Here is a 23,784-nt window from a genome sequence, read left to right as displayed (position 1 = left end):
GCCCCTTATGCCCTGAAGAGGTTGGCCAGCCAGGTCCCGATGTCCTTGCCGGCGTCGGTCACGGCCAGACCGAGCACGGCCAGCGCGACCAGGACACCGAGCAGGCGACGCATCACCTGGGAGTTCTCTCCACGCCCGCCACCGAGCCAGAGCAGCAGCAACGCCACCACCAGCAGCCCGAGCGGGACCATGTTGTCCAACAGCCAATTACGGAATCCGCCAGTCCCCAGCCCGCCGCCCTGCGCTGCGGCGATTCCCGCCGTGGCGAACAGACCCGACGCTGCTGCTGCCAGAGCCGATGTGACGAGGCGGGCAAGCCGTCCTGGCCGGACTGCGCAGGCTACGCGGCGGACGCGATTCATCGGAGCGGTTGCGGATGCGGGCCGGATCCGGCCTGTAGCACTCTCGTCCCGGTCCGGTGCGGTTTCGCTCGCGCCGCTCGCGTCGGTCGGGATCGACGATCGCATGAGGTGGTGCTCGGTCAGGCGCATGGGCGCACCTCCAGTGAGGTGGTCGTGCGCGGGAGTTCCCCGCGCTCCTGAAGACCGGAATCTGGGTCCGTTTTGGACACCACGGGGACTGATTTCCCCGTATGCGCCCGGCGACGTTCGGTGACATTCCGTGACTGTTTGTCTGGGGTGCTGGATGCCGTGCGAGGCCTGTGCAGGGTCATGGCGGCCGCTACTCGGTCGGTCAAGGGGTCGTCGGGATCGGTGTCGGCCATGCCGTCTCGGAGGTAGGCAGCCAGGCGCAGCTCGGCCCGTCGCCGGGCCTTGTAAGCGGCCCAGTCGCCGATCTGGTGGTCGGCCGCCCACTGCGATATCGGGACCGATTCCAGCCGGGTCATCCCGATCAGATCAGCCTCGGTCGCGGTCAGGACTCCCTCGGCGACCGCCCTGGCGAGCACGATGTCGGGGTGCCCCCATGGCGGGATCGGAGGCCGTGACCAGAATCCCTCCAGGCTGCGTGTCTTCTCGGCCAGCGCGTCCGTGACGACGGCATAGCCGGCCCGGTAGGCCGCCCACCACAGCCGAACCATGATCTGGGGCCGGGTTAGATCGACCCGCGTCAGCCCGTCGAGAAACCCGCGGAGGACCTCCGCGTGTAGGTCCGCCGGATCTCCTGGGCAGCGCCGCGTGAGCCTCGCAGCCACAGAGGTCAGCGCGGGCAAGGCGACACCGACAGCTCCCACCGTCCAGGACGCGCCATCAGCGCGGGACCGCATGATCAGATGCGCCCACACGGCGTCCCACGTAGTTTGCGGACATTCCCGAGTCAGGAGCAGATCCCGTACTTCGTCCAGCGCCAAATCCCGGTTTGGAAGCCCAGGAAAACGAGCGCCATTGAGGGAGAGCGGGTCCGGGCCTGTCACCAGCAGAGCGAACGTATCTCGCGCCGTGTCCAGCGAGTTATAGGTGGGCTCGCCGTGCGGTCGAGCAGTAGTCGTAGCCGTCATGACATCACCCCGTGTGGTCGAAGAAGCGAGCGACAACTACACGGAAGCACACCGGTTACTACGATATTGACTACGTTTCCGACTAAACCGTGAAAAGAGTGTACTATGCGACGACTAAATCGGCGTCTCACTACTACGTCGTAACTAATCAGTACCTGTTGCGGATCACGGAGAAAGATCAATAGTCTGGTTTGTCGTCGGCGCTTCAAGTTCGCATTAGTAGCCTGTGAGCTGGGTGGAGGTCAGTGGAACCGTGGTGGGTGTAGTCACCGTCCGTCGCTGGCAAGGCAAGTGACTAGGAATTGCGCAAACAGATCTTGGTGTAGTTTCGGTAACGGTCTTAGGTGTGCCGAATGGGTTGGGGTGAGTTGGGGTTTCTCGGCGTCATCACGGGCCTAACCCAGGTGTTTCATGTGATCCCGGGATGATCTTGTGTTGAGTCTGGTTGATCTCGCGGCGAGCGATTCGAGAGATAGGCGCGAGCATGCCGCCGACCTGCTGTCGTGTCGGCCGCTCCGGGGTCTTTCGGGTCGTCGGGACAGGGTGGACGGGTCAGGTGAACGCGGCACGGATCCTCAACCACGCCTCGGCGATGGCATCGGCGTATTTCCAGGTCCGGTCGATACGGAGGCGGACCTGCCGGGCGCTGCGGGTGATGCGGGCGGCCACGTGCAACACCAGATTGCGGAAGGTGGCGATCTCGGCATGCGCCAACTCCGGTGTGCCGGTGAACCCGAGCAGTTTGGCCCAGCACACCAGATCCGTGGCTGCCAGCAGGGTTTCCAGCCAGGCGACGTTCTCATCCCACCCCCGGCAGGGAAGGTTACGCAGCCCGGCGGCTTTGCCTTCCCGGATGCGGTCTTCGACCCGGGCGTGCTGGCGGTGGTCAAGCTCCAGCCCGGCGTTCTGACCGGGGATCACCCGCTCGGGAATGTCGGTGATGAACGCGGTGATCCGGTGCCCGTCGACGTCGGTGAACCGCAACTGCGCACCGGGATGGGGACGTTCGGCGCGCAGCAGCACCCGGGAGCCTTCCGGCCAGGCTGTCAGGTCCAGCAGGCCGGTGACCTCGGCGACCCAGGCGCCGTCCCGGATCCCGCCATCCGACTCGATCGCGGATTGCCAGCACTGGTCGGGCACCTCATCCACGATGGCCTGGATGCGGGCGTCCACGGGGAACCCGAAGGAGAACCACACCCCACGATCCCGGCACGCCGTCGCGAAGGCGTGGGTGGCGCCGGCGGAGTCCGAGCGGGCCACCACCCGCACCGTGTCCGGGTCACCCGGCCGAGGCCGGGCGTGCTCGGGCAGGGCGGCCAACGCCTGCTCCAGCACGGTGACATGATCGGCGGCGGTGTTGCTGCCCGCGTTGCCCGGACGCAGCAACCCGGCCAGGGCCTCGCCGCCGGAGACCTCCGGGCGGTCCAGAAACGCCAGCAACGGGTGAAACCCGAACGTGCGTTTCCAGGTTTTCGCCGCGTTTTGCTTGGTCTCCGCGTGCGAGATCGTGACTGTGGCGTCGAAATCGATCCGCAGCAGCTGTGTCAGGTCCGGGGTGGCGCCGGCGGCCCAGGCCCGTTCCCGTGCCGCTGCCCGCGCGGCACGCACCCTGGACAGATGGGCCGGGTCAACGCGGTCCAGCATCCGCCAGGTGGTCGGCATCGACGCGACCGGCCCGCATACCTCGTGCCGGTCGCCGAACACCTCGATGTGGGAGACACAGTCGCCGCCATCTGCGATCGCGACCGCCAGGTCGGTGAACACCCGGCCTGGCGCGTGCTGCCACCGTCCGGCATAGGTGTCGGCCAGCGCAGTGCTGATCCCGCTCACCAGCCCGGTATCCCAGGCCAGTTCCCGCAGCATTCCGACCCCGGCATGCGACACGACACCCGTACCGTCCGCGCTGACCTTGACCCGGCGGGACCGTTCGATACGCTTCATCCGCGAAGTGCCTTCCCGTTCGAGAACCTGGACCCTAGACAAGTCCCAGTTTCCCTTACAGGGCAGGCACTTCGTTCTATCTACGGCTCGTGTCGCGGCTATCCGCGTGAAACACCTGGGCTAATGGAGGTGGATAAGAGCTTGGTTGGAATCTCGCAGCTCCTCGCGTCCTGGAAAATTTGGCAGCCATCTGTCCAAATCTAGATGTGAATTCGGTCTTTAGGGGTGTCAAGCGTAACGACCTCACCCTATGAAGGACCCTTTGATGCGAAGGCTCACACACCACCAGTCGGGCGACGAGAACTCCGCAGTTGCTTCAGTGTCTCGTACGCAACCCGTTTCTGCGACGAATAATCGTCGTGCCCGGAATCGCGGAAGCCTGCAGCGACGAGCCGCACGGTACCCGAGCCCGGTTCGCTTCAGCACCGTCTGGCCCTGCGCGCAGGACACCCACCTCGTCGGCACTGGCTTGCTTGCCGATTGGCTGCTCACTGCAGTGATCAAGATCGTCACCACCTACTCGACGCCCGGCGACCGTGTCCTGCTGCTCGCCCCGTCGCCACTTGTCGCATCTCGCGGGATCGCCGGTCTGCCCGCCACCCGCGCGCCTCGGCGACCCGGTCCGTACGCCGGGCTCCTGGAGGCTGCCTGGCCCGTAGTCCGGCTCGGTCGCGGCGTCCAAACCGCGATCACCCGACCGCCCGACGAACCGCGACCGGGCACCCCTTCATCAGCCGACCGGTCCGAGTCCGGACCGGGATTCGCCGAGCCGGATCCGGACCACACCGCATTCACCCGCATCGACGCCTCGGTGATCATTAGCGACTCTGGCGAGAGACCTGACGGGCTCTTCGATGTGATCATCACCGCCGCCGAGTCGCGCACTCTGGCACGGACTCGAGTGACTGCCTGGAGCCGGCTACTGACCCCGGCTGGCATCCTTGCCGCGATCACGCACAGCGACCACAACGGCCCCTGGCTCCAGGACTCAACCGGTGCTCTGGTACGCGCCGCGCAGCAGGACGGCCTTCGGTATCTCGACCACATCGCCCTTGTGCGGATTCCCGTCAAGCACAGCGCACTCGACAGCCCAGCGCGTGCTTCCGGCAACGTCGACCCGTCCACCGATCCGGCCGGCAGCCCGGCGCGCGGCGCCCGTGCGCACGCCGATCTGTACGTCTTCGGTCGCTCCGCACCTGTCTCTCAAGCCGTGCCCGGCCGGGGAGACATCGGATGACTCGGAACTCTCGTCGCCCCATCCGATGGGCTGTCCCGGTGCCCGCGCCTGGTGCGCCACGCCGTCGGTCGGTGCGATTGTCGGTCTGGACAACCGGCCAACGCGACCGCTCCGCGCAGCTGCGCGACCGCGGCTACGTACCCGACACGGGCACCGACCTGGAGCAGATCCCGCCCGCCGTCGCCGCCCACGCCATCGCGCACTACAGCCGGTCCGGCGGACTGGTGGTGGATCCCGATTGCGGCGCGGGCACCGTGCCGACCGAAGCCCTGCGCTCCGGGCGGCACGCGGTCGGCATGACCGCCGACACCCAATGGTGGCGCGTGGCGCGGGCCAACCTCACAGCGGCGAAGCACGCAGGCGCGTGGACGGACGGGTCCGTCCTGGACACCAGTCCGCACCGATCACTCACCGCCGCTCGCGACGTCGGCCTCGTCCGCCGGGCCGACCTGGTCCTGACCACGATCCGGACTCTGCCCCTCCCGGACGGTCGGAGTCCGGACCCGGACCTCGAGAGCGCGGTCGCGGCCAGAGTCCGCCTGTGGTCGGCATTGCTGCGGCCCGGCGGCCACGCCGTCGTCATCCTGCGCCCACACCGATCTGCCGACGGCACCCTGCTCGACCTGCCCACAGCGGTCCTCGACGCCGCGGTTGCCGTCGGCCTGACGCCCCTCGACCGGTGCGTCGCGTTAATCGCCGGGCTGCGCGGCACCCGCATCGCCCCGCGCGCCACCAGCACGGAACGCCGCGCGGCCGACCGGGCGCGCGCCGCTGGCGCCCCGACCGCGCTGGTCGCCCATCACACGGCGCTGATCCTGCGCGCGCCGGACGTGATCGAGCGCCGCCTCGACCGCAGCCTCACAGCGTGGAGGGCAGTCCGATCCCGGACCGATCTGCCCGGCCATCCGGTCGTCCTCGATCACGATCGGTACCCCTGGGGAAGGACCGTCGCATGACTCGCGCCCGCCTGCGCTGCCGCGACTGTGGCTGGCAGTCCACCGCCCGACGCCCACGCGCCGCGACCCGGGCCGCCCGGCGGCACCGCTGCGCGCCACTGATGACTTTCGATCAAGCCATACCCACCCACGAACTGGACCGCGATGCCGAGCACGACGAGGAGCCCGTCATGTCCCACACGCCTGCCCGCCGCCGATGGGACGACGGGTTGCTCTACCCGACCCTGCTCAATCCTCCCTGCCCTGAGCATCGATGGCATCGCCTCGGCCACGTACTCGGTATCTGCTCGTCGGTACCCGCAAGCGTGCGCCGACATCAGCAAACCGTCACCGACGGGATCCGTGGCTACCAGCGCGAACTGGCTTTCCGGTCACAAATGGTTCTGCGTGACCGCGTCCAAGCCGGTTGGTGGCTGGGACCGGCTCCCTACGGCTATCAGCTCATTCAACACAACACCTCGCCTCGAAGGAGCCTGACGCTCGACACGGCCCGCGCCGCGGTCGTCCCGGTGATCTATCGATGGTTCGTCAACCACCCGCTGATGACCTCGCGCGCCATTGCCGCCAGGCTGGTGACCGAACCCGATCGCTTCCCGCTGCCTATGGACCACGTCTCCGGGCAGCCGCGTCAGTGGTCCCCGGCGATTGTGCGGACCATTCTGATTAACCCCGCCTACCTCGGGTACGTCGTGCGGCACCGAACCCAGGGCGGTCGCCCATGCCGTCCGGGCACTTGGGTGTGGTCAATCGAGCCCAGCCATCCCGCCCTCATCGACGCGCCAACCTTCTGGGCCGCCTACGACCGGACCTTTCCTCGGCCGATGTCAGAACCGGATGAGTCGAGTCAGCGAGGTGCGGCGTGATGCCACAGACTTACATCAATGCGGTGGACTCGTCGGCAGGCATTCATTCCAATGTGCCCTACTACGCTATTGATCAGTTCACCCTGTACGCCGGGGACGCGCTCGATGTTCTTTCCGGGCTGTCCAGCAAGTCTGTCCACTGTGTTGTCACGTCACCGCCGTACTGGCGTCTGCGTGATTATGGAACCGCGATGTGGATTGGCGGCGACCCGGCCTGTGTACACATTCCAGATCAATCTCGTGCTCAACGCGCCCGTCCATCGTCGGAGCGCGCACGGGAACAACGGATATGTCGCAAGTGTTACGCGATCCTTGAGGATCGGCAATACGGGCAGGAGTCCACGCCGCAGGCATACATCGATTCATTGCGCGGGGTGTTCGATCAACTCCGTCGAATCCTGGTTGACACGGGCGTGGTGTGGCTCAACTTGGGTGACTCGTACAGTACCCACGCTGTCACGCCATCCAGTGCGACTCCTGGAGACAATGGTGTCATCCCCCCGAAAAGTCTCATCGGAATGCCGTGGCGGGTTGCGTTCGCGCTTCAACGCGACGGCTGGATTCTGCGGAACGCGGTAATCTGGCACAAGCCTAACGCGATACCGGAGTCAGTCCGTGACCACCTGTCGGTGCGCTATGAGACATTATTCCTCCTGGTCAAGCAGCAGCGATACTGGTTCGACCTCGACGCCATTCGCGAACCACTTGCCCGCCTGGAAACGTCGAACCAGGAGGTCATTCTTGGCAGTCGCGACAGAAGCGATCGCTCGGAAATAGGTGGCACCGTGCGGCAGGTCGGGCTTCGCGTCTACGGAAAATACTCCGATCCACAGCCATTCGGTCGGGAAGGTCGCAAGCCTCATGGTGCGGAGCTTCGTCTAATGGGACGTAAGCATGACGCCGCTCATGTACGCGGCAAAAACCCTGGTGATGTCTGGTCAATCAGCACACGTCCACTTCAGGACGCCCATTTCGCGGCATTTCCCATCGACATCCCGCTGCGCTGTGTCGCCGCCGGGTGCCCACCAGGAGGGCTCGTCCTGGATCCTTTCAGCGGTGCCGCCACCACCGGCCTTGCCGCCCGTCAGCTCGGTCGTTCTTATATCGGTATCGACCCCAATCCGGAATTCCACGACATCGGTCTGCACCGTTTTGGCCTGCACGCTTCCCGCAAGGGCAGGACCGCATGAGCAACGGACTGTGGTGCGACTCAGGCGGACCAGCCCCCAACTCCGCTCCCGGTGTCAAGTCGGCAGGTTCAGGTCACTTCGGTGGCAGGGATTTCCGAGTGCGGAGTTCGTGGGTCGAATTGCGCACTGAGCACTCCCAGCGGCTCATCGCCCAGGTAGCTCGCCAGGCTGAGCGGCGGCATCCAGGCTGCGGCGAAGACCAAGTGCGCATGGGACGCCATGGGGAGCAGGACGTCACCCGCAGGCGGTGGCTCGAGGACCAGCAGCCGGGAGCCTGGGGAAGGGAACGGGTCGACACGACCGTTGACCGGGTTGGTCCATTGCATGTAGCCCTTGCCCAGGATCCAAACGGAGTCGGGCCATTCGTCGGGCCGGTGCGCCGCGCACCAATCATTGAAGTGCTGACCAAGCGTCCTCAGGTCGATGCCGTCGAAGGCGAAGATCATCCCGGTCGTGGGCGTGTAGCCGTAGCTCTGGCCGTAGGCGGTCCGTTGTCGTCCCCACAAGTCTGGTTGGAAGGCGTTCTTGGGCAGGGACTTGACTTTGCGGAGTTTCTCGCAGGCGTCGATCATCTTCGCCTTGTCCAGCTTGGACTTGACCTCGATCACCCCATAGACGCACTCGTTGGGGACGACTCGGTAGTCACCCTGGTCCAGCAACGGTGGTGTGGTGTGATCGAGAACGACAATGTCACATTGGGGGGAGTACAGCCCCGACGCGGTGATGATCTCTCCGCCGGGTGCGGCATGGACGTTTCCTGGCAGGCAGCGGTTAAGGAAGTCGCGAGCGAGCAGTTCGCGCGCCCCTCCCTTCTCCCCGCGGTGCTCGATGATGCCCGTCTCGTCGAACTTCGCGCGCACCTGGACTGCCACGTTGTGCAAGGCCTGTGCGACCTTGTTTTCTCTCATGTGCGAACACTATGCGGCGAACTGGGCACCGCATGGCACACACGTAGATATAGACGTCTCCAACGTGTGTGGCAGTTCGGATCTGCCCACGTCCGCCGACGACGGCTAGGTGCCTGGTTGTCAGGCGGCGTCTCGGATCTGGCCGTCCACATGCTGATGGCCCATCGTGCGGTCAGCGGGGATCCGGACTGTGAGGGGGTGCGGGCGGTATGAGCGTGTCACGAAGTGTTTCTTTGCATGTGGGTGACGCTTTGCAGGTGCTGCGTAGGTTGGCTGCCCGGTCCGTCCATTGTGTGGTGACCTCGCCGCCGTACTGGGGTCTGCGGGATTACCGGGTCGCTGGCCAATACGGTCACGAATCTACGGTGGAGAAATACGTCGCCCAGCTATGCGATGTGTTCAAGGAACTTGGCCGAGTTCTTGTCTCCGATGGGACCGTGTGGCTCAACCTCGGTGACTGCTTCGGCGGATCATGGGGAGGCTACGTTGCAGCAGGGTCCACAGCACCGTCAGCTTCCGATTCTGTTCGTTGCCGATATGGGTCTCATCGACCGCCCCAGTCCCTGCATCGTGCGAAGGACCTCGTTGGGGTGCCGTGGCGGGTGGCGCTCGCCCTGGCCGACCGCGGGTGGTTAATCGAAGACGCGATCGTGTGGCACAAACCCAATGCGCGGCCCGAGAGCGTGCAAGACCGCCTCAGTCAGCGCTACGAGATGATCTTCCAGCTCACTCCTGCAGAGCAGAGCGGCGACCGGCCGTCACCGCGACCTGCAGTGCACGGTGCTGCTGGAACGGTGTGGGTGATACCGAGTCCGCGGACACGCACAGCGCACATTGCTGCCGGGTCGCTGGAGGTTGCACGTCGCTGCATCGGACTCAGCGCGCCGGCCGGTGGTGTGGTGCTCGATCCCTTCTCCGGTACTGGAACGACCGGAGTCGCCGCCCGGCAGTTGGGTCGCGTCTACATCGGAATCGACCTCGACCCCGCCAGTCACGCCATCGCCGTCGGCCGTCTTGCGAGCCTGCGATGACCGCGGAACGCGACCTGAGGCATATGACCCTCGCCGAAGCGGCCGAGTTGCCGACTGTGGTGGATTTGGTGACAGCCGCCCGAGCGCTGGGGGTCGGCCGCACTACCGCGTATGCGCTTGCTCGGCAGGGCAAGTTTCCCTGTTCGGTGTATCAGGTGGGCGGTTCGTATCGGGTGCCCACGATGGAGGTGTTGAGGCTCCTCGGGCTTGTAGCAACAGATTCCGGACCGATTTGACACGGCTCGGGCTTCCCCGAGACACCACTTCAGCGCGAGCATGGGGTTTCCGGGTCACGGCAGTGGCCACATGCGACACCCGCAAGTTGACGAGGAGGTGGTGATCTGATGGCTGTCGGCTCGACCTATCGACGGTGTTCCTGCCGCGGCGCCAACGGCAAGCCGTTGGGCAGCGCATGCCCGAAACTCAAGCAGAGCAAGCACGGCCAGTGGGGCTGGCGGCTGGAACTGCCGCCCGACGCGGAGGGAAACCGTCGTCCGCGACGCCGGGGCGGCTTCGAGTCCGAAACCACGGCGCAGGCTGAACTTGATCACGCTCGTGCTCTGCTTGCTCTGGCCGAAGACGGCGACACGAGCACCGTGGCCAAGATCGGTGATCTGATCGCGGCAGCCATTTCGGAGAAGGTGTCTCTGCCGCCGGTGGCGGAAGTGCAGCGCAAGCTACGCGCGAATGTCTGTGTGACCGACAACCCGACAGTCGCGGAGTGGTTGACGCAGTGGTTGCCGACCAAGAAGCGGAAGCTCAGCCGCAACGGTTACCGCAGCTACGAGTCCCATGTTCGGCTCTACCTGATCCCGTACATCGGCTCGGTGCGGCTGGGCAAGCTGCGGGTCGCGCATGTCGCCGACATGTTCGACGCGATCGTGGAGCACAACACGGAGATCGTGGCGTCAAGGGCGAGCAAGGACCCGGCACGGCGGGAGACAGTGAAGTGGCAGCGTCCGGTGGGGCCGACGTCCCTGCAGCGGATTCGGGAGACGTTGCGTACTGCGCTGAACGCCGCGATCCCTGAGGGATTGGTGGTGGTGAATGCGGCGAAGTGGGTCGAGTTGCCGCCGGTGGTTCGGCCGAAGCCGTTGGTGTGGACGCAGGCGCGGATCGGAGAGTGGCAGAGGACGGGCACGCTCCCGTCGCCGGTGATGATCTGGACGCCGGCGCAGACTGGGCACTTTCTGGATCATGTCGTTGACCACCGGTTGTATCCGTTGTTCTTGCTGATCGCCCATCGCGGTCTGCGCCGGGGCGAGGCCTGTGGGGCCCGGTGGCCGGATACCGACTTGGACGCCGGGACGCTGGATGTGACCAATCAGATCGTGCAGTACGGGTGGGAGACCGGGATGTCTCGGCCGAAGACCACGTCGTCCGAGGGCGTCGTCGCGCTGGATCTGGATCTCATCACGGTGCTGCGTGCGCACCGGATCCGCCAGCTTCGTGAGCGGGAGGCGGCCGGCGCTGCCTGGGTGGAGACCGGTGGGTTGATGTTCACCGAGCCGGATGGCAGTGCGCTGCATCCGGCTGATGTCACTGACGTTTTTCAGTTCCTGGCCGCGCAGGCTGGTCTGCCGCCGATCCGGCTGCATGACCTGCGCCATGGTGCGGCCACCCTGGCGCTGGCCGCCGGGGTCGATATGAAGGTGGTGCAAGAAATGCTTCGACATTCGTCGATCACGGTGACCAGCGACACGTACACCACTGTGCTGCCTGAGGTTGCGCGCGCCGCTGCCGAAAAGACCGCGTTGATCATTCCCCGATCCCGGTCGAAACCTCTCGGGCACGCCTCGGGCACCCCGGAGTCCATTGTGGACGGTGAACATGGTGGCGATGAATACCAAAAAGGGCAGGTCAACGTGGATGTTGACCTGCCCTTTGGGGGTGCGCCGCCAGGGACTCGAACCCCGAACCCGCTGGTTAAGAGCCAGCTTCCGGGGCTGTCGGGTGGTGACGAGTGATGCCGCGAAATGCCGTTTTCGCTGGTGGTGTTCATGACCGTTGGTCGGATCGTGCCGTGCAGTGTCGGGTCGTGCCGGAACTCTCGGGCTCCCCTCGGGCTCCCCGGAAGGACTCCCTGACGTGCGGTAAGGCGCTTGCGATGGGAGGCCCGCGATGATGAAGGCGATGAGTCCGCGGAGGCTCAGCAGGGCACAGCGGTGGGCGTTGGGTGCGTCGGCAGGGCTTGCGGTGGGGTTGGCTGCGTATGGCGCGGCGGGTTCGTACGAGACGGTCACTGGTCTGGCAGCGGAGGTGGGTGTGCCGTTGCCGGGCTTGGTGCCGGTGGGGATCGACGGTGGGCTCGTTGGTGTCGTGGTTCTCGATCTGGTGCTGGCATGGACGGGGCAGCCGGTGGGGTGGCTTCGCCAGTTCGCGCGGCTGCTGACGGTGGGCACGGTTGCGGCAAACGTTTCGGCGGGTTGGCCGGACCCGGTTGCTGTGGGTTTGCATTCTGCGGCTCCGGTCCTGTTGCTGGTGATGGTGGAAGCTGGGCGTGCTGTTTTGCTGCGTCGAGTGGGCTATGAGATGGGAGAAATGCGGGATCGGATTCCATTGGGTCGGTGGGTGCTGTCGCCGGTCCGGACGTGGTTGTTGTGGCGGCGGATGGTGCTGTGGCAGATCACCAACTACCGGGAGGCACTGGAAGCGGAGTTGGACCTTCGCAGGGCATGCGCGTCGTTGCGGATGACGTACGGCCGTCGGTGGAAGAGGAAGGCTCCTGGTGATCTGGTGTGGATGTTGCGGACCGGTGTGTTGGCTCAGGAGGCATGCGTTCATGCCAGGTCGCTTGCAGTAGAAGTCCCGGTGGAATCTGCTTCTGGCCAGGTAGGAGCAGCACGCGATGCTGCGGCACCTACTGCGGGACAAGGCGTGGCGGATAGTGCGCTACTGGTGGAAGTGGAGCGGCTCAACGAACGCCATTGGGCGCAGCGGGGTCGGCCAGTTTCAGCGGAGACTGTACGCAAACATCTGCGAGTTGGCGCTACCAAGGCGAGAGCACTGACTCGGGCTGTGCGAAACGCAAGTCGGATGGTCGTCGATGCTCCATCGTCAGGCGTGGTTGAGACGCGCCAACCGCAACCTGGAACGGATGGCTCCCGACTACATCATGCCTTGGGCATGCTTCCAGTGCACTGAGGTGATCTCAGCGACTTTCACGCGATCTTGCCGTGTTCGAAATGCGTGAGGACAAGGGCGGCTTTGACGATGTCGCCGATCTTGCTGGGGCTGGCGGTGAGATGCCGCAGGCTGCGCCAGCGTCCGGTGAGTAGGGCGAAACCACGTTCGCCCAGACACCGCAGGCCACGCAGCAGAGCGTTGCGTGTGCGGGTGTCCACGTCGAGGACCTGGCCATCGGCAGGCTGTTTGACCGGGGTGTGCACGCCGATGCCGGCACCGTCGTAGCCGCCATCGGCCAGCGTCGGCAGATCAAGGTGCGAGGCGGCCCAGTACAGCGCACCCAGCACATGCTCGCGCGCCACGGTCAAGTCATGGAGTGAACCGGGCTCGACATCCGAGACCCACCACGGAAAACCGTCCGGCGCGCACAGCGCTTGGATGTTGCCGCCGTGCTCGCGGGCTTTGCCGGAGTACCACAGGTCGATCGGCTCGCCTTTCACGCTCAACGTTTTCTCGCTACAGCGATCGGCGGAGAAGACCTTTCCATCGAGGATCACGTAGGCCGTGCCCTCATCCTTGGCCCGCTGCAGGGCCTCATGCAGGTCCGGCGCCTGCTCGGCGAGCACGATGACGACCTCATCCAAGTAGCGGTAGCCGGTGGCGCGGGAGATGCCGTGATCGCGAGCCAGGGCGGGGACGTCGGTGTTCTGCCGGAACCAGCGCAGGCCCAGCACCGCGTGGCGAAAGCAGGTCAACGCCCTGCTGTTCTTGCGGGTGCCGCGTCGGCGGCGTTCGGCGTGCAGCAGCCGGCTGAGGTAGAGGGCCAGTTCACGCGGGACATCGAGCATGGCACGATACGCAATCACGGGGAGCCTTCTGGTCCGGACTTGATCTTCGCAATCCAGTTCTACCAAGGGCTCCCCGCCCATCTTTCCCCGGGTCTCACCACTCCCCAGCACATCGACCAGCGCTCGTCCGAGCAGCTTCGCGGCTCAACAAACGAACCAGAATCTTGGTGAGATTACCTCACTGAATCCTGAGCTACGTAACGCTAAGGGTGAAACCAAATACTTGCATGCCGCTGGCCATCTTCAACCGCTGCAGCATGAGTAGTGATTCCCGAAGTGGAAAATGTCTGGAAGGGAGCATTGTGGACAGTGTGGCCGTTCTCGTGTCGGAGTTCGATCCTGGTGATGACCCTGATGGTTGGTACAGCTGTTGTCCGAGGTGCACACTCGTTGCTCCGCCGATCTCGGCGGAATACTTCTTGACAGCCGCGCCGCCGAATGGCGAGGTCGACTGGTCGAGACCGGTATTGCTTGGCTGCGCCCCATGTGGACAAACACATGGGGTTGCGGTCGATGATTTGCTTACCCTTGACGCAGAGTATGTCTGTCGTCGTTGTGGGGAGATTACTCTGGTTCCTGCTGGCGCAGCCGAAGTGGTGTGTTGTACCTGTCGCGTGTTCGCGTTTGGTCACGGCTGCACGGGGCCGATAAGGTCGTTGCGGGCGAACTGCGAGCCACGTGGCGTCTGCACGCGACCCAACTGCGCGAGAGATTGTTGAGAGCGAAGCGCCATCGTGGTGTGGTGTACGGCAGCCGGTGCGTACATGCTAGAGGGTGATCGTCCGGTGGTCGTGTCTAGGTCTGAAGCTCGTCGTTGCTTGCCGGTGTGAGTCCGGTCCGGGTAGCTGTCGGGAGGCCTGGTAGCAGGCTGGCGGCTTGGTCTGGAAACGGTTCGGCGTCAGCGGTGACCTCACGGCCAGGCCGGGTGTGGTGGTAGTGCTGGCAACAGGCCGGATCGTACGGCGGCGCGTCCTGGGACTGGCCACTGCTGGAACCCGGAGTAGGTGCGCACCTGTTGCTGGTGCGCCGGTCGATCAGCAAGCCCGCCGAGTTGGCCTGCTACATCTGCCCCCACCCGCCACCCGCCACCCGCCACCCGCCACCCGGTGCCGCTGGCCGAACTGGTCCGCGTTGCCGGATCCCGTTGGGGTGTCGATGAAAACCTTTGAGTTCGCAAAGAACGAGACCGGGCTCGACCATTACCAAGTCGGCAAATACGACGCCCTGGTACCGGCGCATCACCCTGTCCATACTCGCGGCCCGCGTTCGTCGCTGTCACCGCACACGCTGAACGGTTACGCGACGAAGGGGGCACAAGAGCCGACGCCGAGTACCTGATTCCCCTGTCCTGCAACGAAATCAGGTGCCTGGGGCCACATTGACCTACCCGGCGCACTCTGAGACCCACATTGATCACTGGTCGGAGTGGCGACGACGTCGCCGAACCCAAGCCCGCCACAGCCACTACCAGCGACAACGCATCAAACATCCCAGCCTGTCGTTGCCGTACTAGTTTGCACAGTAGGCTCGGTCCGGCGTGAGATCTGCTGTCGGGAGGTGACCCATGCATGTACACCCAAGCGACGTCGTGCTGCGCTCGTACATTCTCAGTGAACTGCAATCTGAGTCTAGTGCAGCCATGTTCCTAGAACGACACGTGGATGACTGCCCACAGTGCCTACGCCGCATAGTGTCGTTGGCGCAGGTTGACGCCCCTGAGTTGTTCGACATGATCGAAGATATGTGGGCCAAGATACGAGCGAAAACAGACGCTGCCAGGTGAGTGTGGTGGCCGGCTCCGCACAGGAGCGGACATCACACTCAGGACGGAAGAGCGGTCAGGCCGCTGAATTTGCCGTCCGTTCGCTCCGCGGCCACATGCAGGACGTCAGAGTCAGGCCTACTATCTGCACGAACACTTGGAAGCTGTATGTACCAACGCGACCGGTTTAATCGTCAAGATCACGGCAAGCTGCCTCGAAGCTCCACCAGGGTGCCAGCACCTGCACCAGTTTCGCACACTGCGCGCGTTCCCAGCCGCTACACAAACCACTGTCGGTACGACGCGTCGTGGGATGGATCATGACTGACCTATGGCTATGGACTCCGCCGACCAGCAACGATTGGAGGCCATCCACGCTGCTAGCCCTCATCTGACCGCGATGACTGGCCGACTGTTTGCGGGTTTGCCACCAAGATGTGCTCATTGTGCGGCCAGGACTTGGACGCGTGGACAGGGTCGCCGTCGATACCGGCGATTAGCCAGCACTGGGCCGCAGCAACATACCTGAACCGGTGGAACCACGCATCTACCGACACGGCGGTCGGGCACCTAGTCTGACCTGCACCTTGACAAGAGCATCCGCTACCACGCTGAAGATCAACAACTAGGGGGCGAGAAGCCTCGCGAACGATCAAGGCAGGTGCTGCATCAAGGTACATCGACATTACAATCCGTCTTACATAATGGCTTGCCGCACGCTGGGAAGGGCTTGCTGACAATCGTCCAAAGAGGATCCGACCAGGGCTTCGGGCGGACCTTTGACGTCCCCGGCAACGTCATAGGGCATCGGCATAGTAGTCTCGCTACGTTTCATGGCAGGGCTCGAATGCGGCCAGAGAGGTCGGTCGGCTGTATTCATCCACATGGTCTTGAGGGATGAGGTAACTGTTGACGAGAAGCGTTGACGCCAGCGAACCGGACGTATCAATCTCCGGAAGGTCGACCATACATCGGGCTCGCCGGATACTTGCAATTCGCCCGTTTCGACGACTATGGTTCATCACTTATCTCTGCAGTACAGCCGATTGGCTCGCATTGCTCGCGGTCACCAGCTTCGCGACGAAACTTACTGACAACTACACCGTTCAGAATCTTGCATTCAGCGCAGTAGTTCTAACAAACCTACTTCCAGGGCTGATCTTCGCGCCAGTCGGCGGTCTTCTTGCGGACAGATTTGATCGCCGAAAAATTATGATCATATGCGATATGGGCAGATTCATCCTGCTTGTCTCCATGGCGCTTGCCGGCAGTGCGTGGTGGTTGTTCGCCGGGAACATTTTAGTTGGGTGTTGTGCGGCAATGTGGATCCCTAGCAAGGATGCAGCTTTGCCCAATCTATTGCGTCGACCGGATCAAGTTGAAACCGCCAATCAGCTCGGACTTGTTATGACGTACGGCATTGCGGTTGTTTCTGGCGGCGGAATCCTCACGTTTCTATATGGCATGGAAACATTGTTTCATATTTCGCCCGACGTGTTCGGGGAGTTAGGGCTCGCTAAGGTGGCGCTCGCCCTCAACGGAGTGCTCTACTTGAGCAGCGCGGTACTCACTTTAAGGATCCCCGAGCTCTCACTCCGATCAAATTTGCCTGCCATATCGCTAGAGTTTCAGCGCGGCCCTACTGCAGGCTCTAATGAAAAACCCAGCTTCTGGTCGATGATTTCGGACTCGGTCAAATTCGTTCGCCGAGAACCATTGATTCGTGGCCTTCTCATTGGGATGACCGGCGCGTTCGCGGCTGGCGGCATCGTGATCGGATCGCTAAAGCCCTACTCCTCCAGCCTTATGGGTGGTGACGCATCGTTTTCTCTGCTCTTCATTTTTGCCTTCATCGGAGCCGGTATTGGCATGACAGCCGCACCAAAAGTGACCCACCGAATACCGCGCGACCGGCTATTCGGAATAGCAATCATAACGGCCGGATTCTTTCTGATAATCGCTTCCATGTCCCCTCATCTTGCCGTTTCTTTGCTGACGGTTATGGCAATTGGCGCATCTGCCGGAGCTGCTTTCCTGACCGGTGTCACAATCATTGGAACGTCGGTCGACGATGCTCACCGAGGTCGAGTGAACGCCCTTTATCAGGCGCTCATGAAGACAGTTCTATTTGGTGCCACTGCCGTAACACCTCTCCCAATCGGATTACTGCAGCCCCAAACGATAATGGTACTCGGTCGACAAACCACCGTTGACGGAACTCGACCAGTCCTGTTTGCGGGAGCTGTGCTAGCCATCGTATTGGGTGTGGTTGCTTACCGTCGAATGGACAGTCGTAGGGCGCGCCCGATAATTGCGGACCTGCGGGCACTCGTGAACCACAAAGCATCGGAAGATGGATTGCTGATTGCCTTTGAAGGTCGGGATCCTTACGCAGTAAACCTTCAGGCTGATCGGCTAGCTGAATATATGCGATCGCGAGGTTGCCACACCCTGCTTGCGACGGAGAACCAGACCGACGTCGATCTAACCGTCATTCCTCTCCTCGACATGCCACTACACAGTGTACGAGCTCGTTCCTTGCTGACCGCCGCCTTGCGTGCAGATCTGCTCGAACGTCAAGTGAAGCCAGCATTGGCTCGAGGGGAAGTTGTAATCATGCCCAACTTTCACGATTCTCCCCATGCGTCCATCGCTGCGCAAGCCGGGCTAGAGACGGACGAGATCGACGACCTCACCGGATGGACGACGGCCGGACTGTTGCCGAACTTCACCATCGTGCTCGATTCCGAGTGTGCCCCCAATTCGGATGTTCACAGCGAAGAGTCGATGCATGGGCGATGGGATGCGTGGCACATGATCGGCGACATAGCTGCCACTCGGCCTGACAAGTTCGCGGCCATCGACACTGAGAACGCCACGGCCGCTGAGATCCATGAACGAGTGATCGCGAATCTGCCGGCGCCACTGAAGGCCAAGATCGACTTGTACTAGGGCGTGTTTCGTGGATCTTGGGCTGGGTCGCGGAGCCAGATCTTGATCGACGCCACGTCGATGGTGCCCTGGTAGACCACTTCGAGCTTGTCGTAGCGGGTCGCGACAGCCCGGAATCCCTTGAGTTTGTTGAAACACCGCTCCACGGTGTTGCGCTGCTTGTAGCACTCGGTGTCGAAGGCCGGTGGCCTGCCGCCGGTCGAGCCACGTGCCCGCCGGTGGGCCTTCTGGTCGTCCTTGACCGGGATGACCGCCTGATACCGCGCCCGCGTAAGTAGGCCCGGTTGTCGTGGGAGGAGTAGGCCTTGTCGGCCATCACCCGCGCCGGACGGGTGCGGGGCCGTCCCGGGCCCCGGCGCCGGATGTGGATCTGGCCCAGCAGCGGGACAAAGCGAGGCGAGTCGTGGTGCTGGCCGGGGCTATTCTGCCGGGCGATCGGACGGCACCGCCGGTCGGAGACCAGGTGAATCTTGGTACTCAACCCGCCACGGGAACGTCCCAGTCCCTCCCTGCCAGGCCGGGATTTCCTGTCATTCGATTCAGCCCCCTGTGTCACCCTCGAGAGCGGGCGCACGGCGTGCCCCGGCGGCGTGCTGGTGGGCGCGTACCACGGTGGAGTCCGCACCCACGGTCCAGTCCTCGCCCTCGGCCTGGTCGCATCCGGCACGCAGCCGATCCAGGATCCGCGCCCAGGTACCGTCTTTCGACCACAGGTTATGTCGCTTGTCGACAGTCATCCAGTTGCCGTACTCGGCTGGCACATCCCGCCACGGACTACTGGTGCGTGCCCGCCAGAACACACCGTTGATCACAGCCCGATGATCCGACCACCGACCACCGGCCACCGCGCCCCGGATCCACGGGCAACAGCGGCCGAAGCTGGTCCCATTCCTCGTCGGTTAAGTCATGTCGATCAAACACGCGACAAGGTCTACCCGATCACTAGATCAAGATCCACGAAACACGCCCTAGTTCCGGGCCTGCGGGCCATCACCTGCGTGAAGCCAGCGTCGGGGGTGTCGAGCGTGACTCGGATCCGGTGATCGTGCCGGCGACGTCCTCGGCGCGGCGCCCGGCTCGACAGTGCGCCGGGCCACGTCGATGCTGGGTGGCCGAGATTGTCGAAGGTGTTGGCCACCTCATAAGTATGGTCGAGGTCGAGGCGCAACGTGAGGGCCTGGTGGTAATAGCGGAGGGCAGTGGGTGCGGGCAGCGTCGTAGTCGCCGAGCCGGGCGGCGTACCAGCCCACATCGCCGAAGTGGGCCGGTCATTGGCTGGCTTGCCCCAAGGGGAGCAGCCGGGTTGGATCTTGTAGCCGAGTTGAGCCTCAGCTTCAGGAGCGACTATTGGTCCAACCGACTGAACCAGGGTCCCGCAGGTTGACGCTTCTGAACCCCATGAATATCGTCCTTAGCCCTGAGTATTCATGGCGATCTTGATTCGGGCGCCGTGTCGGAACAGGGAAAAGTGCTCCTGAGCTGGGAAGATGAGGTTGCTAATGCCTGTTCTTACCCATGAAGCTCTGGAGCACTTTCGACGTGGATGTTACTGGGTGGTCGCGGGATCTGGCGGTAGAAGTCGGTGGGCGTGGCGTGGTCAGTCATGCCGGGACCGCGGCGGTGCGGTTGCTGGCCGACCGCACCGGGTTGACGGAAGGCTTGTCGCGGGCGATGGCGCGGCGTGGGTTCATGCCGGTGCATGACCGTGGCCGGGTGTTCGCCGACACCGCGGTGTTGATCGCTGACGGCGGGCGGGTCCTGTCGGATCTGGCTGTCCTGCGCGATCAGGCCGAACTGTTCGGGCCGGTCGCCTCAGATCCGACGTTGTGGCGCACGTTGGACGCGGTCGGTCAGGTGCAGCGCAACAAGATCGCCCGTGTGCGTGCCCGGATCCGCGAGCATGTGTGGTCGTTGATCGAGCGACGGCACGGCCGGATTCCGCCGTCGCGGGTGGCCGACCGTGATCTGGGCACGACCGTGGTGGTCCGGTTGGATGGTTCGCTGGTGATCGCGCACTCGGACAAACAACTCGCCGCGGGAACCTACAAGGGCAGCTTCGGTCATCATCCGCTGCTGGCCATGTGTGACAACACCGGCGAATCGCTGGCCCTGTTGCTGCGCACAGGAAGCGCCGGATCCAACACGACAGCTGATCACCTCGAGGTCCTCGACGCCGCGATCGCCCAGATCCCGGCGAAACATCGAAGGAACCTTCTAGTCACCGTGGACGGCGCGGGCGCCTCCCACGGTCTCATCAAGTACATCACCGCGCTGAACGCCAAGCCAGGCAGGCAGGCGCACTACAGCGTCGGCTGGGAACTCGGTGCGCGGGAACGAGCCGCGATCGGCCGTGTCCCCGCGAAGGCATGGCAGGCAGTGCTCGATCACCACGGCGATCCTCGGCCGCTGGACAAAGCCGGCGTGGTGGAACTGACCGCGCTACTACGTCACCACCCCGACGGGGACCAACTGGAGAACTGGCCGGCCGATCTGCGGATCATCTGTCGTCGTGAGAAACCCCACCCCGGCGCACAGTTGTCCCTGTTCGAAGAAGCCGACGGCTGGCGCTACCAACTGGTGGCCACCAACACCCCGGGCAGCGGTTCGGGCGCCACCGTCCAGTTCCTGGAAGCCCGTCACCGCCCGCACGCCCGAGTCGAGGACCACGTCCGCTGCGGCAAGCAAACCGGCCTCGGTCACCTGCCCTCCACCAAGATCGAGATCAACCGGGCCTGGTGTCTGGCCGCCACCATCGCCATCGACCTGCTCGCCTGGCTGCGCCTGCTCTGCCTTGAGGGCACCCTCGCCAAAGCCGAACCCAAAACCCTGCGCTACCGGCTACTGCACACCGCCGCCCGCATCGTCCGCGGCCAACGCAAACGCAAGATCAAAATCCCGGAAACCTGGCCCTGGGCCGACCCTCTCGCCGCCTGCCTCCGGGCAGCGCTGGCCCTGCCACCACCAACTCGATGACCCCTGTCCCTGCCCCTCGACCTGAAAGGCCCGCCCCCCAACCCGGCGCCCAGCCAACACCGGCGGCCGGGCTCGAACCCTGACCATCACCACACAGCAACCAACTCAAGATCAACATCCGAACCGGCACAGGCGGACACGTCACCCACGTGAATGATCAAGGTTAGTACTCCAGTCGTAGATCGTGATCTTCATGGTTCCTGGAGCGATTGGTGCTGGTAGTGGGCTTGCTGGGCTCGGTATTGGTGTCGCCTGCGCCAGTGTGAGCAGTGCAGGACGTGCCGGATGTCTGTGGCCGGAGTGAGCACCAGTGCGTTGTAGAGATGGCGGATTTCGTTGAGTGTCAACGGAATCAGCCCGTCCGCAGCGGGTCTGGCGCGGGCGGTGACCGTCACGATCGCGAGGAAGACGTGGGCGAGCAGCACCAGGGTTGTCCAGCGATACCAAGATGTCCACGTGCGGACTTGGTGTTCGTCCAGACCGGTTTGGCCTTTGCCGGTTTGGAAGGACTCCTCGACGGTCCATCGGCGCCCGGCCACCCGCACCAGCGTGGCCAGCGGCACCCTTTCGGGCGCGTAGCAGCGGTAGAAGGCACGTTCGCCGGTGCGGCGGTTGCGCCGGACCAGCAGCCACCGATGCCCGGCGGGCTCGTCATCACCGCTGGTGAGACTGATCCAGGCCCAGTCGTAGAACCGGTGTCCTTTCACGCCTTTGCCCGCGGACAGTCGCTGCCAGGCACGTTTCGGTAGCCGCGCGAGCAGTTCATCGGCCCGATAGGTGCCCGTGGCGGTGCTGACCCGGTGGTCGCAGGCCACCGCGAGCACGTACCCGACCCGCCGTTTCTCCAGATCGCCACGCAGCGTCGGATTGCTGCCGTAGACCTCGTCCGCGGCGACCCACCCGGCGGGCACACCACCGTCGAGGGCACGCAGAATCATGCGCGAGGCCAGCGCGGGCTTGGTCGCGAACCCGGTGTCCTCAGGGACCCCGGCCGCCGCGCACCGATCAGGATCACCGGTCCAGGAGCGCGGCAGGTACAGCTCACGGTCGATCAGTGTGTGCCCGACCTTGGTGGTATAGGTCAGAAACACCCCGACCTGGGCGTTCTCGATCCGCCCGGCGGTACCGGTGTATTGGCGCTGGGTCGCGACCGTGCACGTCCCTTTCTTGACGTCGCCGGTCTCGTCCACGACCAGCATCGCGTCGGTGTCACCGAGATATTCCACCGCGGCATCCCGCACGTCGTCGCGCACCTCATCGGCATCCCACACCGCCCGCGACAGCAGGTGCTGCATCCCGTCCGGCGTCGCGTCCCCGGCGTGCTCGGCGATCGTCCAGCAGTTCTTGCGCGGCAGGTCGGCCAGCAGCCCCTCCACGAACGCTCGTGCTCGCCGGCGCGGTTCCACCCGCTTAAACCGCTTCGCCACCCGAGCCATCAGCCCGTCGAACTTCTCCCGCCAGCCAACGGGATCCACACCCTCAACGGGGTTTACGATGGCGCCCGCGGCCACCACACGATCTTGAGTTGTCCACACAACTGCTCATGATCAACTGGTGGCCGCGTCCGTATTCAGGGACCCTCACCAGCCAAGATCACGAAGTCCGGCTGCCGTATTAGTGGGGAGGGTTTGGGGTGCACGATTCACATCTCAGGGCGATGTCAGAAGCAAAGGCTCGGATTGCCCTGCACGGCGCTGATATAGGTGGCAAAGTTGTCACTTTGCGTCGATTTGACGTGCTCGACGCGAGTGAACAGGGTAAATGACAATTCTTTTCTCTGCAGATTTCTCTGTTGTTGACCACTTTCATTAAAGTAGTCAATCCCTGTGCCATTTCCCCTCGAAAGGCCGTTTAGCGAAATCGAGGAAGGGTAGTATGACCAGGTTTAATAATGCTCTGATTGCTAGCTGTCTGGCAGCGGGTGTCACCATGTTTGTGGGCGCCTCATCCGCTTGGGCAGAAAGCCCGGAAAGCCTCAGCTCGACGAGCGCAACTACTGTAACCAGAGGGGAGGACCAATACAACGCCGCTGGTGAAGTCGTTGGCGGGTCCGTGATCATCCCCGCTGGAGTTGTGACGAGAAGCGGGGAAGCAGGTGCTCCCTCCACAATTATGGTGGAAGTAGGAGGAGGAACCTGGGATTACGGTACCAGTATCAACCAAGGCTGGTCGAACTATTTCCACGGCTCCTTGAATCACGGCGCGACCTCAAGCCAGGGGAGCCGGGCCGTCAGGTCTGATCGGGATGCCGGGATATGGGCGCTCACGACGATCAACCGGGACATCTTCGACAGTAACCCGATCAGGGCATACTGGCGCACGAACTAGCTACCAAAAGGAGCCTTTCGATCAAACCGGGCCGCTCCTGCCCGAATATGGTTGTGATTGACGGACTGGAGCATTCCGCAGCGCAGGTAAATCGAGAGAGACGGCTCCCGATCAGAGTGCTGGTGGAAGGCAAGCTGCCTTCCACCAGCACTCTTTCATGTCAAAGCGAAGAGAACATGATTCTCATTGACGGAACGTGCCGTCATCGACCTG

General features: G+C 63.7%; 18 protein-coding genes and 2 pseudogenes. 12 read left to right on the top strand and 8 right to left on the bottom strand.

Annotated features, from left to right (window positions below; translation table 11 throughout):
* Nucleotides 1–5: 5 nt before the first annotated feature.
* The 3 genes from LWC34_RS30215 to LWC34_RS30205 all read right to left on the bottom strand — a co-directional run bounded on the left by LWC34_RS30215 (nt 6) and on the right by LWC34_RS30205 (nt 3,397).
* Nucleotides 6–272: a hypothetical protein gene (locus LWC34_RS30215; protein WP_235730215.1), complete on the bottom strand. Its 267-nt coding sequence runs from the start codon at nt 270–272 to the stop codon at nt 6–8.
* Between the two features lie 209 nt (nt 273–481).
* Nucleotides 482–1,456: a hypothetical protein gene (locus LWC34_RS30210; protein ID WP_233728465.1), complete on the bottom strand. Its 975-nt coding sequence runs from the start codon at nt 1,454–1,456 to the stop codon at nt 482–484.
* Nucleotides 1,457–2,008: 552 nt separating this feature from the next.
* Nucleotides 2,009–3,397 carry an IS1380 family transposase gene (locus LWC34_RS30205; protein WP_233723285.1) on the bottom strand — a complete coding sequence of 463 codons (1,389 nt, stop codon included), beginning with the start codon at nt 3,395–3,397 and terminating at the stop codon, nt 2,009–2,011.
* A 496-nt stretch (nt 3,398–3,893) separates the two neighbouring features.
* Between LWC34_RS30205 and LWC34_RS30200 the strand changes: the two genes are divergently transcribed.
* From LWC34_RS30200 to LWC34_RS30185, 4 genes are read left to right on the top strand one after another with little or no spacing between them, the layout of a single operon-like run.
* On the top strand, nt 3,894–4,634 hold the full coding sequence (locus tag LWC34_RS30200) for a hypothetical protein (RefSeq protein ID WP_233728464.1): 741 nt from the start codon (nt 3,894–3,896) through the stop codon (nt 4,632–4,634).
* The gene (locus LWC34_RS30195; RefSeq protein WP_233728463.1) at nt 4,631–5,590 is read left to right on the top strand and encodes a TRM11 family methyltransferase; all 960 of its coding nucleotides are present in this window, start codon (nt 4,631–4,633) and stop codon (nt 5,588–5,590) included. Before LWC34_RS30200 ends, LWC34_RS30195 begins: the two co-directional genes overlap by 4 nt.
* A complete protein-coding gene (locus LWC34_RS30190) occupies nt 5,587–6,453 on the top strand; it encodes a recombinase family protein (RefSeq protein ID WP_233728462.1) in 867 nt (288 codons plus the stop codon). The genes LWC34_RS30195 and LWC34_RS30190 overlap by 4 nt, the downstream gene beginning before the upstream one ends.
* Nucleotides 6,453–7,643 carry a DNA-methyltransferase gene (locus LWC34_RS30185; protein ID WP_233728461.1) on the top strand — a complete coding sequence of 397 codons (1,191 nt, stop codon included), beginning with the start codon at nt 6,453–6,455 and terminating at the stop codon, nt 7,641–7,643. Before LWC34_RS30190 ends, LWC34_RS30185 begins: the two co-directional genes overlap by 1 nt.
* 68 nt (nt 7,644–7,711) lie before the next feature.
* On the opposite strand, the gene LWC34_RS30180 is transcribed toward LWC34_RS30185, so the two are convergent.
* Nucleotides 7,712–8,551, bottom strand: coding sequence for a DUF6602 domain-containing protein (locus tag LWC34_RS30180; RefSeq protein WP_233728460.1), 840 nt, complete (start codon nt 8,549–8,551; stop codon nt 7,712–7,714).
* A 209-nt stretch (nt 8,552–8,760) separates the two neighbouring features.
* Between LWC34_RS30180 and LWC34_RS30175 the strand changes: the two genes are divergently transcribed.
* The 4 genes from LWC34_RS30175 to LWC34_RS30160 all read left to right on the top strand — a co-directional run bounded on the left by LWC34_RS30175 (nt 8,761) and on the right by LWC34_RS30160 (nt 12,726).
* Nucleotides 8,761–9,582 (top strand): DNA-methyltransferase, encoded by an 822-nt coding sequence (locus LWC34_RS30175; RefSeq protein WP_233728459.1) that lies wholly within the window; start codon nt 8,761–8,763, stop codon nt 9,580–9,582.
* Complete coding sequence (locus LWC34_RS30170; RefSeq protein ID WP_308200153.1) at nt 9,579–9,818, top strand: helix-turn-helix domain-containing protein; 240 nt, start codon at nt 9,579–9,581, stop codon at nt 9,816–9,818. The genes LWC34_RS30175 and LWC34_RS30170 overlap by 4 nt, the downstream gene beginning before the upstream one ends.
* A gap of 108 nt (nt 9,819–9,926) precedes the next feature.
* Nucleotides 9,927–11,549: a tyrosine-type recombinase/integrase gene (locus tag LWC34_RS30165; protein ID WP_233728458.1), complete on the top strand. Its 1,623-nt coding sequence runs from the start codon at nt 9,927–9,929 to the stop codon at nt 11,547–11,549.
* A gap of 166 nt (nt 11,550–11,715) precedes the next feature.
* On the top strand, nt 11,716–12,726 hold the full coding sequence (locus LWC34_RS30160; RefSeq protein WP_233728457.1) for a DUF2637 domain-containing protein: 1,011 nt from the start codon (nt 11,716–11,718) through the stop codon (nt 12,724–12,726).
* Nucleotides 12,727–12,743: 17 nt separating this feature from the next.
* Here the strand turns inward: LWC34_RS30160 and LWC34_RS30155 are convergent, their stop codons facing one another.
* Entirely contained in the window at nt 12,744–13,574 is an 831-nt protein-coding gene (locus LWC34_RS30155; RefSeq protein WP_233722715.1) for a transposase family protein, read from the bottom strand.
* 922 nt (nt 13,575–14,496) lie between these two features.
* Between LWC34_RS30155 and LWC34_RS30150 the strand changes: the two are divergent.
* Both LWC34_RS30150 and LWC34_RS30145 read left to right on the top strand, forming a co-directional pair.
* Nucleotides 14,497–14,817 (top strand): annotated as a pseudogene (locus LWC34_RS30150) (IS701 family transposase); the annotation flags it as partial.
* A 1,410-nt stretch (nt 14,818–16,227) separates the two neighbouring features.
* Nucleotides 16,228–18,270: a bifunctional MFS transporter/dTMP kinase gene (locus LWC34_RS30145; protein WP_233728456.1), complete on the top strand. Its 2,043-nt coding sequence runs from the start codon at nt 16,228–16,230 to the stop codon at nt 18,268–18,270.
* Here LWC34_RS30145 and LWC34_RS30140 read toward each other — a convergent pair.
* Nucleotides 18,267–19,191 (bottom strand): annotated as a pseudogene (locus tag LWC34_RS30140) (IS5 family transposase). The gene LWC34_RS30145 and the pseudogene LWC34_RS30140 sit on opposite strands and share 4 nt — an antisense overlap.
* 10 nt (nt 19,192–19,201) lie before the next feature.
* Nucleotides 19,202–19,522: a hypothetical protein gene (locus LWC34_RS30135; protein WP_233728455.1), complete on the bottom strand. Its 321-nt coding sequence runs from the start codon at nt 19,520–19,522 to the stop codon at nt 19,202–19,204.
* A gap of 263 nt (nt 19,523–19,785) precedes the next feature.
* On the opposite strand from LWC34_RS30135, the gene LWC34_RS30130 reads away from it, so the two are divergent.
* Complete coding sequence (locus tag LWC34_RS30130) at nt 19,786–21,243, top strand: IS1380 family transposase (RefSeq protein ID WP_233722402.1); 1,458 nt, start codon at nt 19,786–19,788, stop codon at nt 21,241–21,243.
* Nucleotides 21,244–21,434: 191 nt separating this feature from the next.
* On the opposite strand, the gene LWC34_RS30125 is transcribed toward LWC34_RS30130, so the two are convergent.
* Entirely contained in the window at nt 21,435–22,679 is a 1,245-nt protein-coding gene (locus LWC34_RS30125) for an IS701 family transposase (RefSeq protein ID WP_233726375.1), read from the bottom strand.
* A 439-nt stretch (nt 22,680–23,118) separates the two neighbouring features.
* Here LWC34_RS30125 and LWC34_RS58960 point away from each other — a divergent pair, with 439 nt between their 5' ends.
* Nucleotides 23,119–23,571 carry a lactococcin 972 family bacteriocin gene (locus LWC34_RS58960; protein ID WP_372496646.1) on the top strand — a complete coding sequence of 151 codons (453 nt, stop codon included), beginning with the start codon at nt 23,119–23,121 and terminating at the stop codon, nt 23,569–23,571.
* The last annotated feature ends 213 nt before the right edge of the window (nt 23,572–23,784 follow it).

The sequence above is a fragment of the Kibdelosporangium philippinense genome (genome assembly GCF_021390435.2).
GTDB lineage: Bacteria > Actinomycetota > Actinomycetes > Mycobacteriales > Pseudonocardiaceae > Kibdelosporangium > Kibdelosporangium philippinense.
This window is presented reverse-complemented; position numbering and strand designations above follow the sequence as displayed.

What these genes read in the sequence shown, in the direction of transcription:
- LWC34_RS30195 (WP_233728463.1), top strand. Translation starts at nt 4,631, where the DNA reads ATGACTCGGAACTCTCGTCGCCCCATCCGATGGGCTGTCCCGGTGCCC.
- LWC34_RS30165 (WP_233728458.1), top strand. Translation starts at nt 9,927, where the DNA reads ATGGCTGTCGGCTCGACCTATCGACGGTGTTCCTGCCGCGGCGCCAAC.
- LWC34_RS30205 (WP_233723285.1), bottom strand. Translation starts at nt 3,397, where the DNA reads ATGAAGCGTATCGAACGGTCCCGCCGGGTCAAGGTCAGCGCGGACGGT.
- LWC34_RS30185 (WP_233728461.1), top strand. Translation starts at nt 6,453, where the DNA reads ATGCCACAGACTTACATCAATGCGGTGGACTCGTCGGCAGGCATTCAT.
- LWC34_RS58960 (WP_372496646.1), top strand. Translation starts at nt 23,119, where the DNA reads ATGACCAGGTTTAATAATGCTCTGATTGCTAGCTGTCTGGCAGCGGGT.
- LWC34_RS30210 (WP_233728465.1), bottom strand. Translation starts at nt 1,456, where the DNA reads ATGACGGCTACGACTACTGCTCGACCGCACGGCGAGCCCACCTATAAC.
- LWC34_RS30130 (WP_233722402.1), top strand. Translation starts at nt 19,786, where the DNA reads ATGAAGCTCTGGAGCACTTTCGACGTGGATGTTACTGGGTGGTCGCGG.
- LWC34_RS30170 (WP_308200153.1), top strand. Translation starts at nt 9,579, where the DNA reads ATGACCGCGGAACGCGACCTGAGGCATATGACCCTCGCCGAAGCGGCC.
- LWC34_RS30160 (WP_233728457.1), top strand. Translation starts at nt 11,716, where the DNA reads ATGAGTCCGCGGAGGCTCAGCAGGGCACAGCGGTGGGCGTTGGGTGCG.
- LWC34_RS30135 (WP_233728455.1), bottom strand. Translation starts at nt 19,522, where the DNA reads ATGTGGGCTGGTACGCCGCCCGGCTCGGCGACTACGACGCTGCCCGCA.
- LWC34_RS30180 (WP_233728460.1), bottom strand. Translation starts at nt 8,551, where the DNA reads ATGAGAGAAAACAAGGTCGCACAGGCCTTGCACAACGTGGCAGTCCAG.
- LWC34_RS30175 (WP_233728459.1), top strand. Translation starts at nt 8,761, where the DNA reads ATGAGCGTGTCACGAAGTGTTTCTTTGCATGTGGGTGACGCTTTGCAG.
- LWC34_RS30125 (WP_233726375.1), bottom strand. Translation starts at nt 22,679, where the DNA reads ATGGCTCGGGTGGCGAAGCGGTTTAAGCGGGTGGAACCGCGCCGGCGA.
- LWC34_RS30190 (WP_233728462.1), top strand. Translation starts at nt 5,587, where the DNA reads ATGACTCGCGCCCGCCTGCGCTGCCGCGACTGTGGCTGGCAGTCCACC.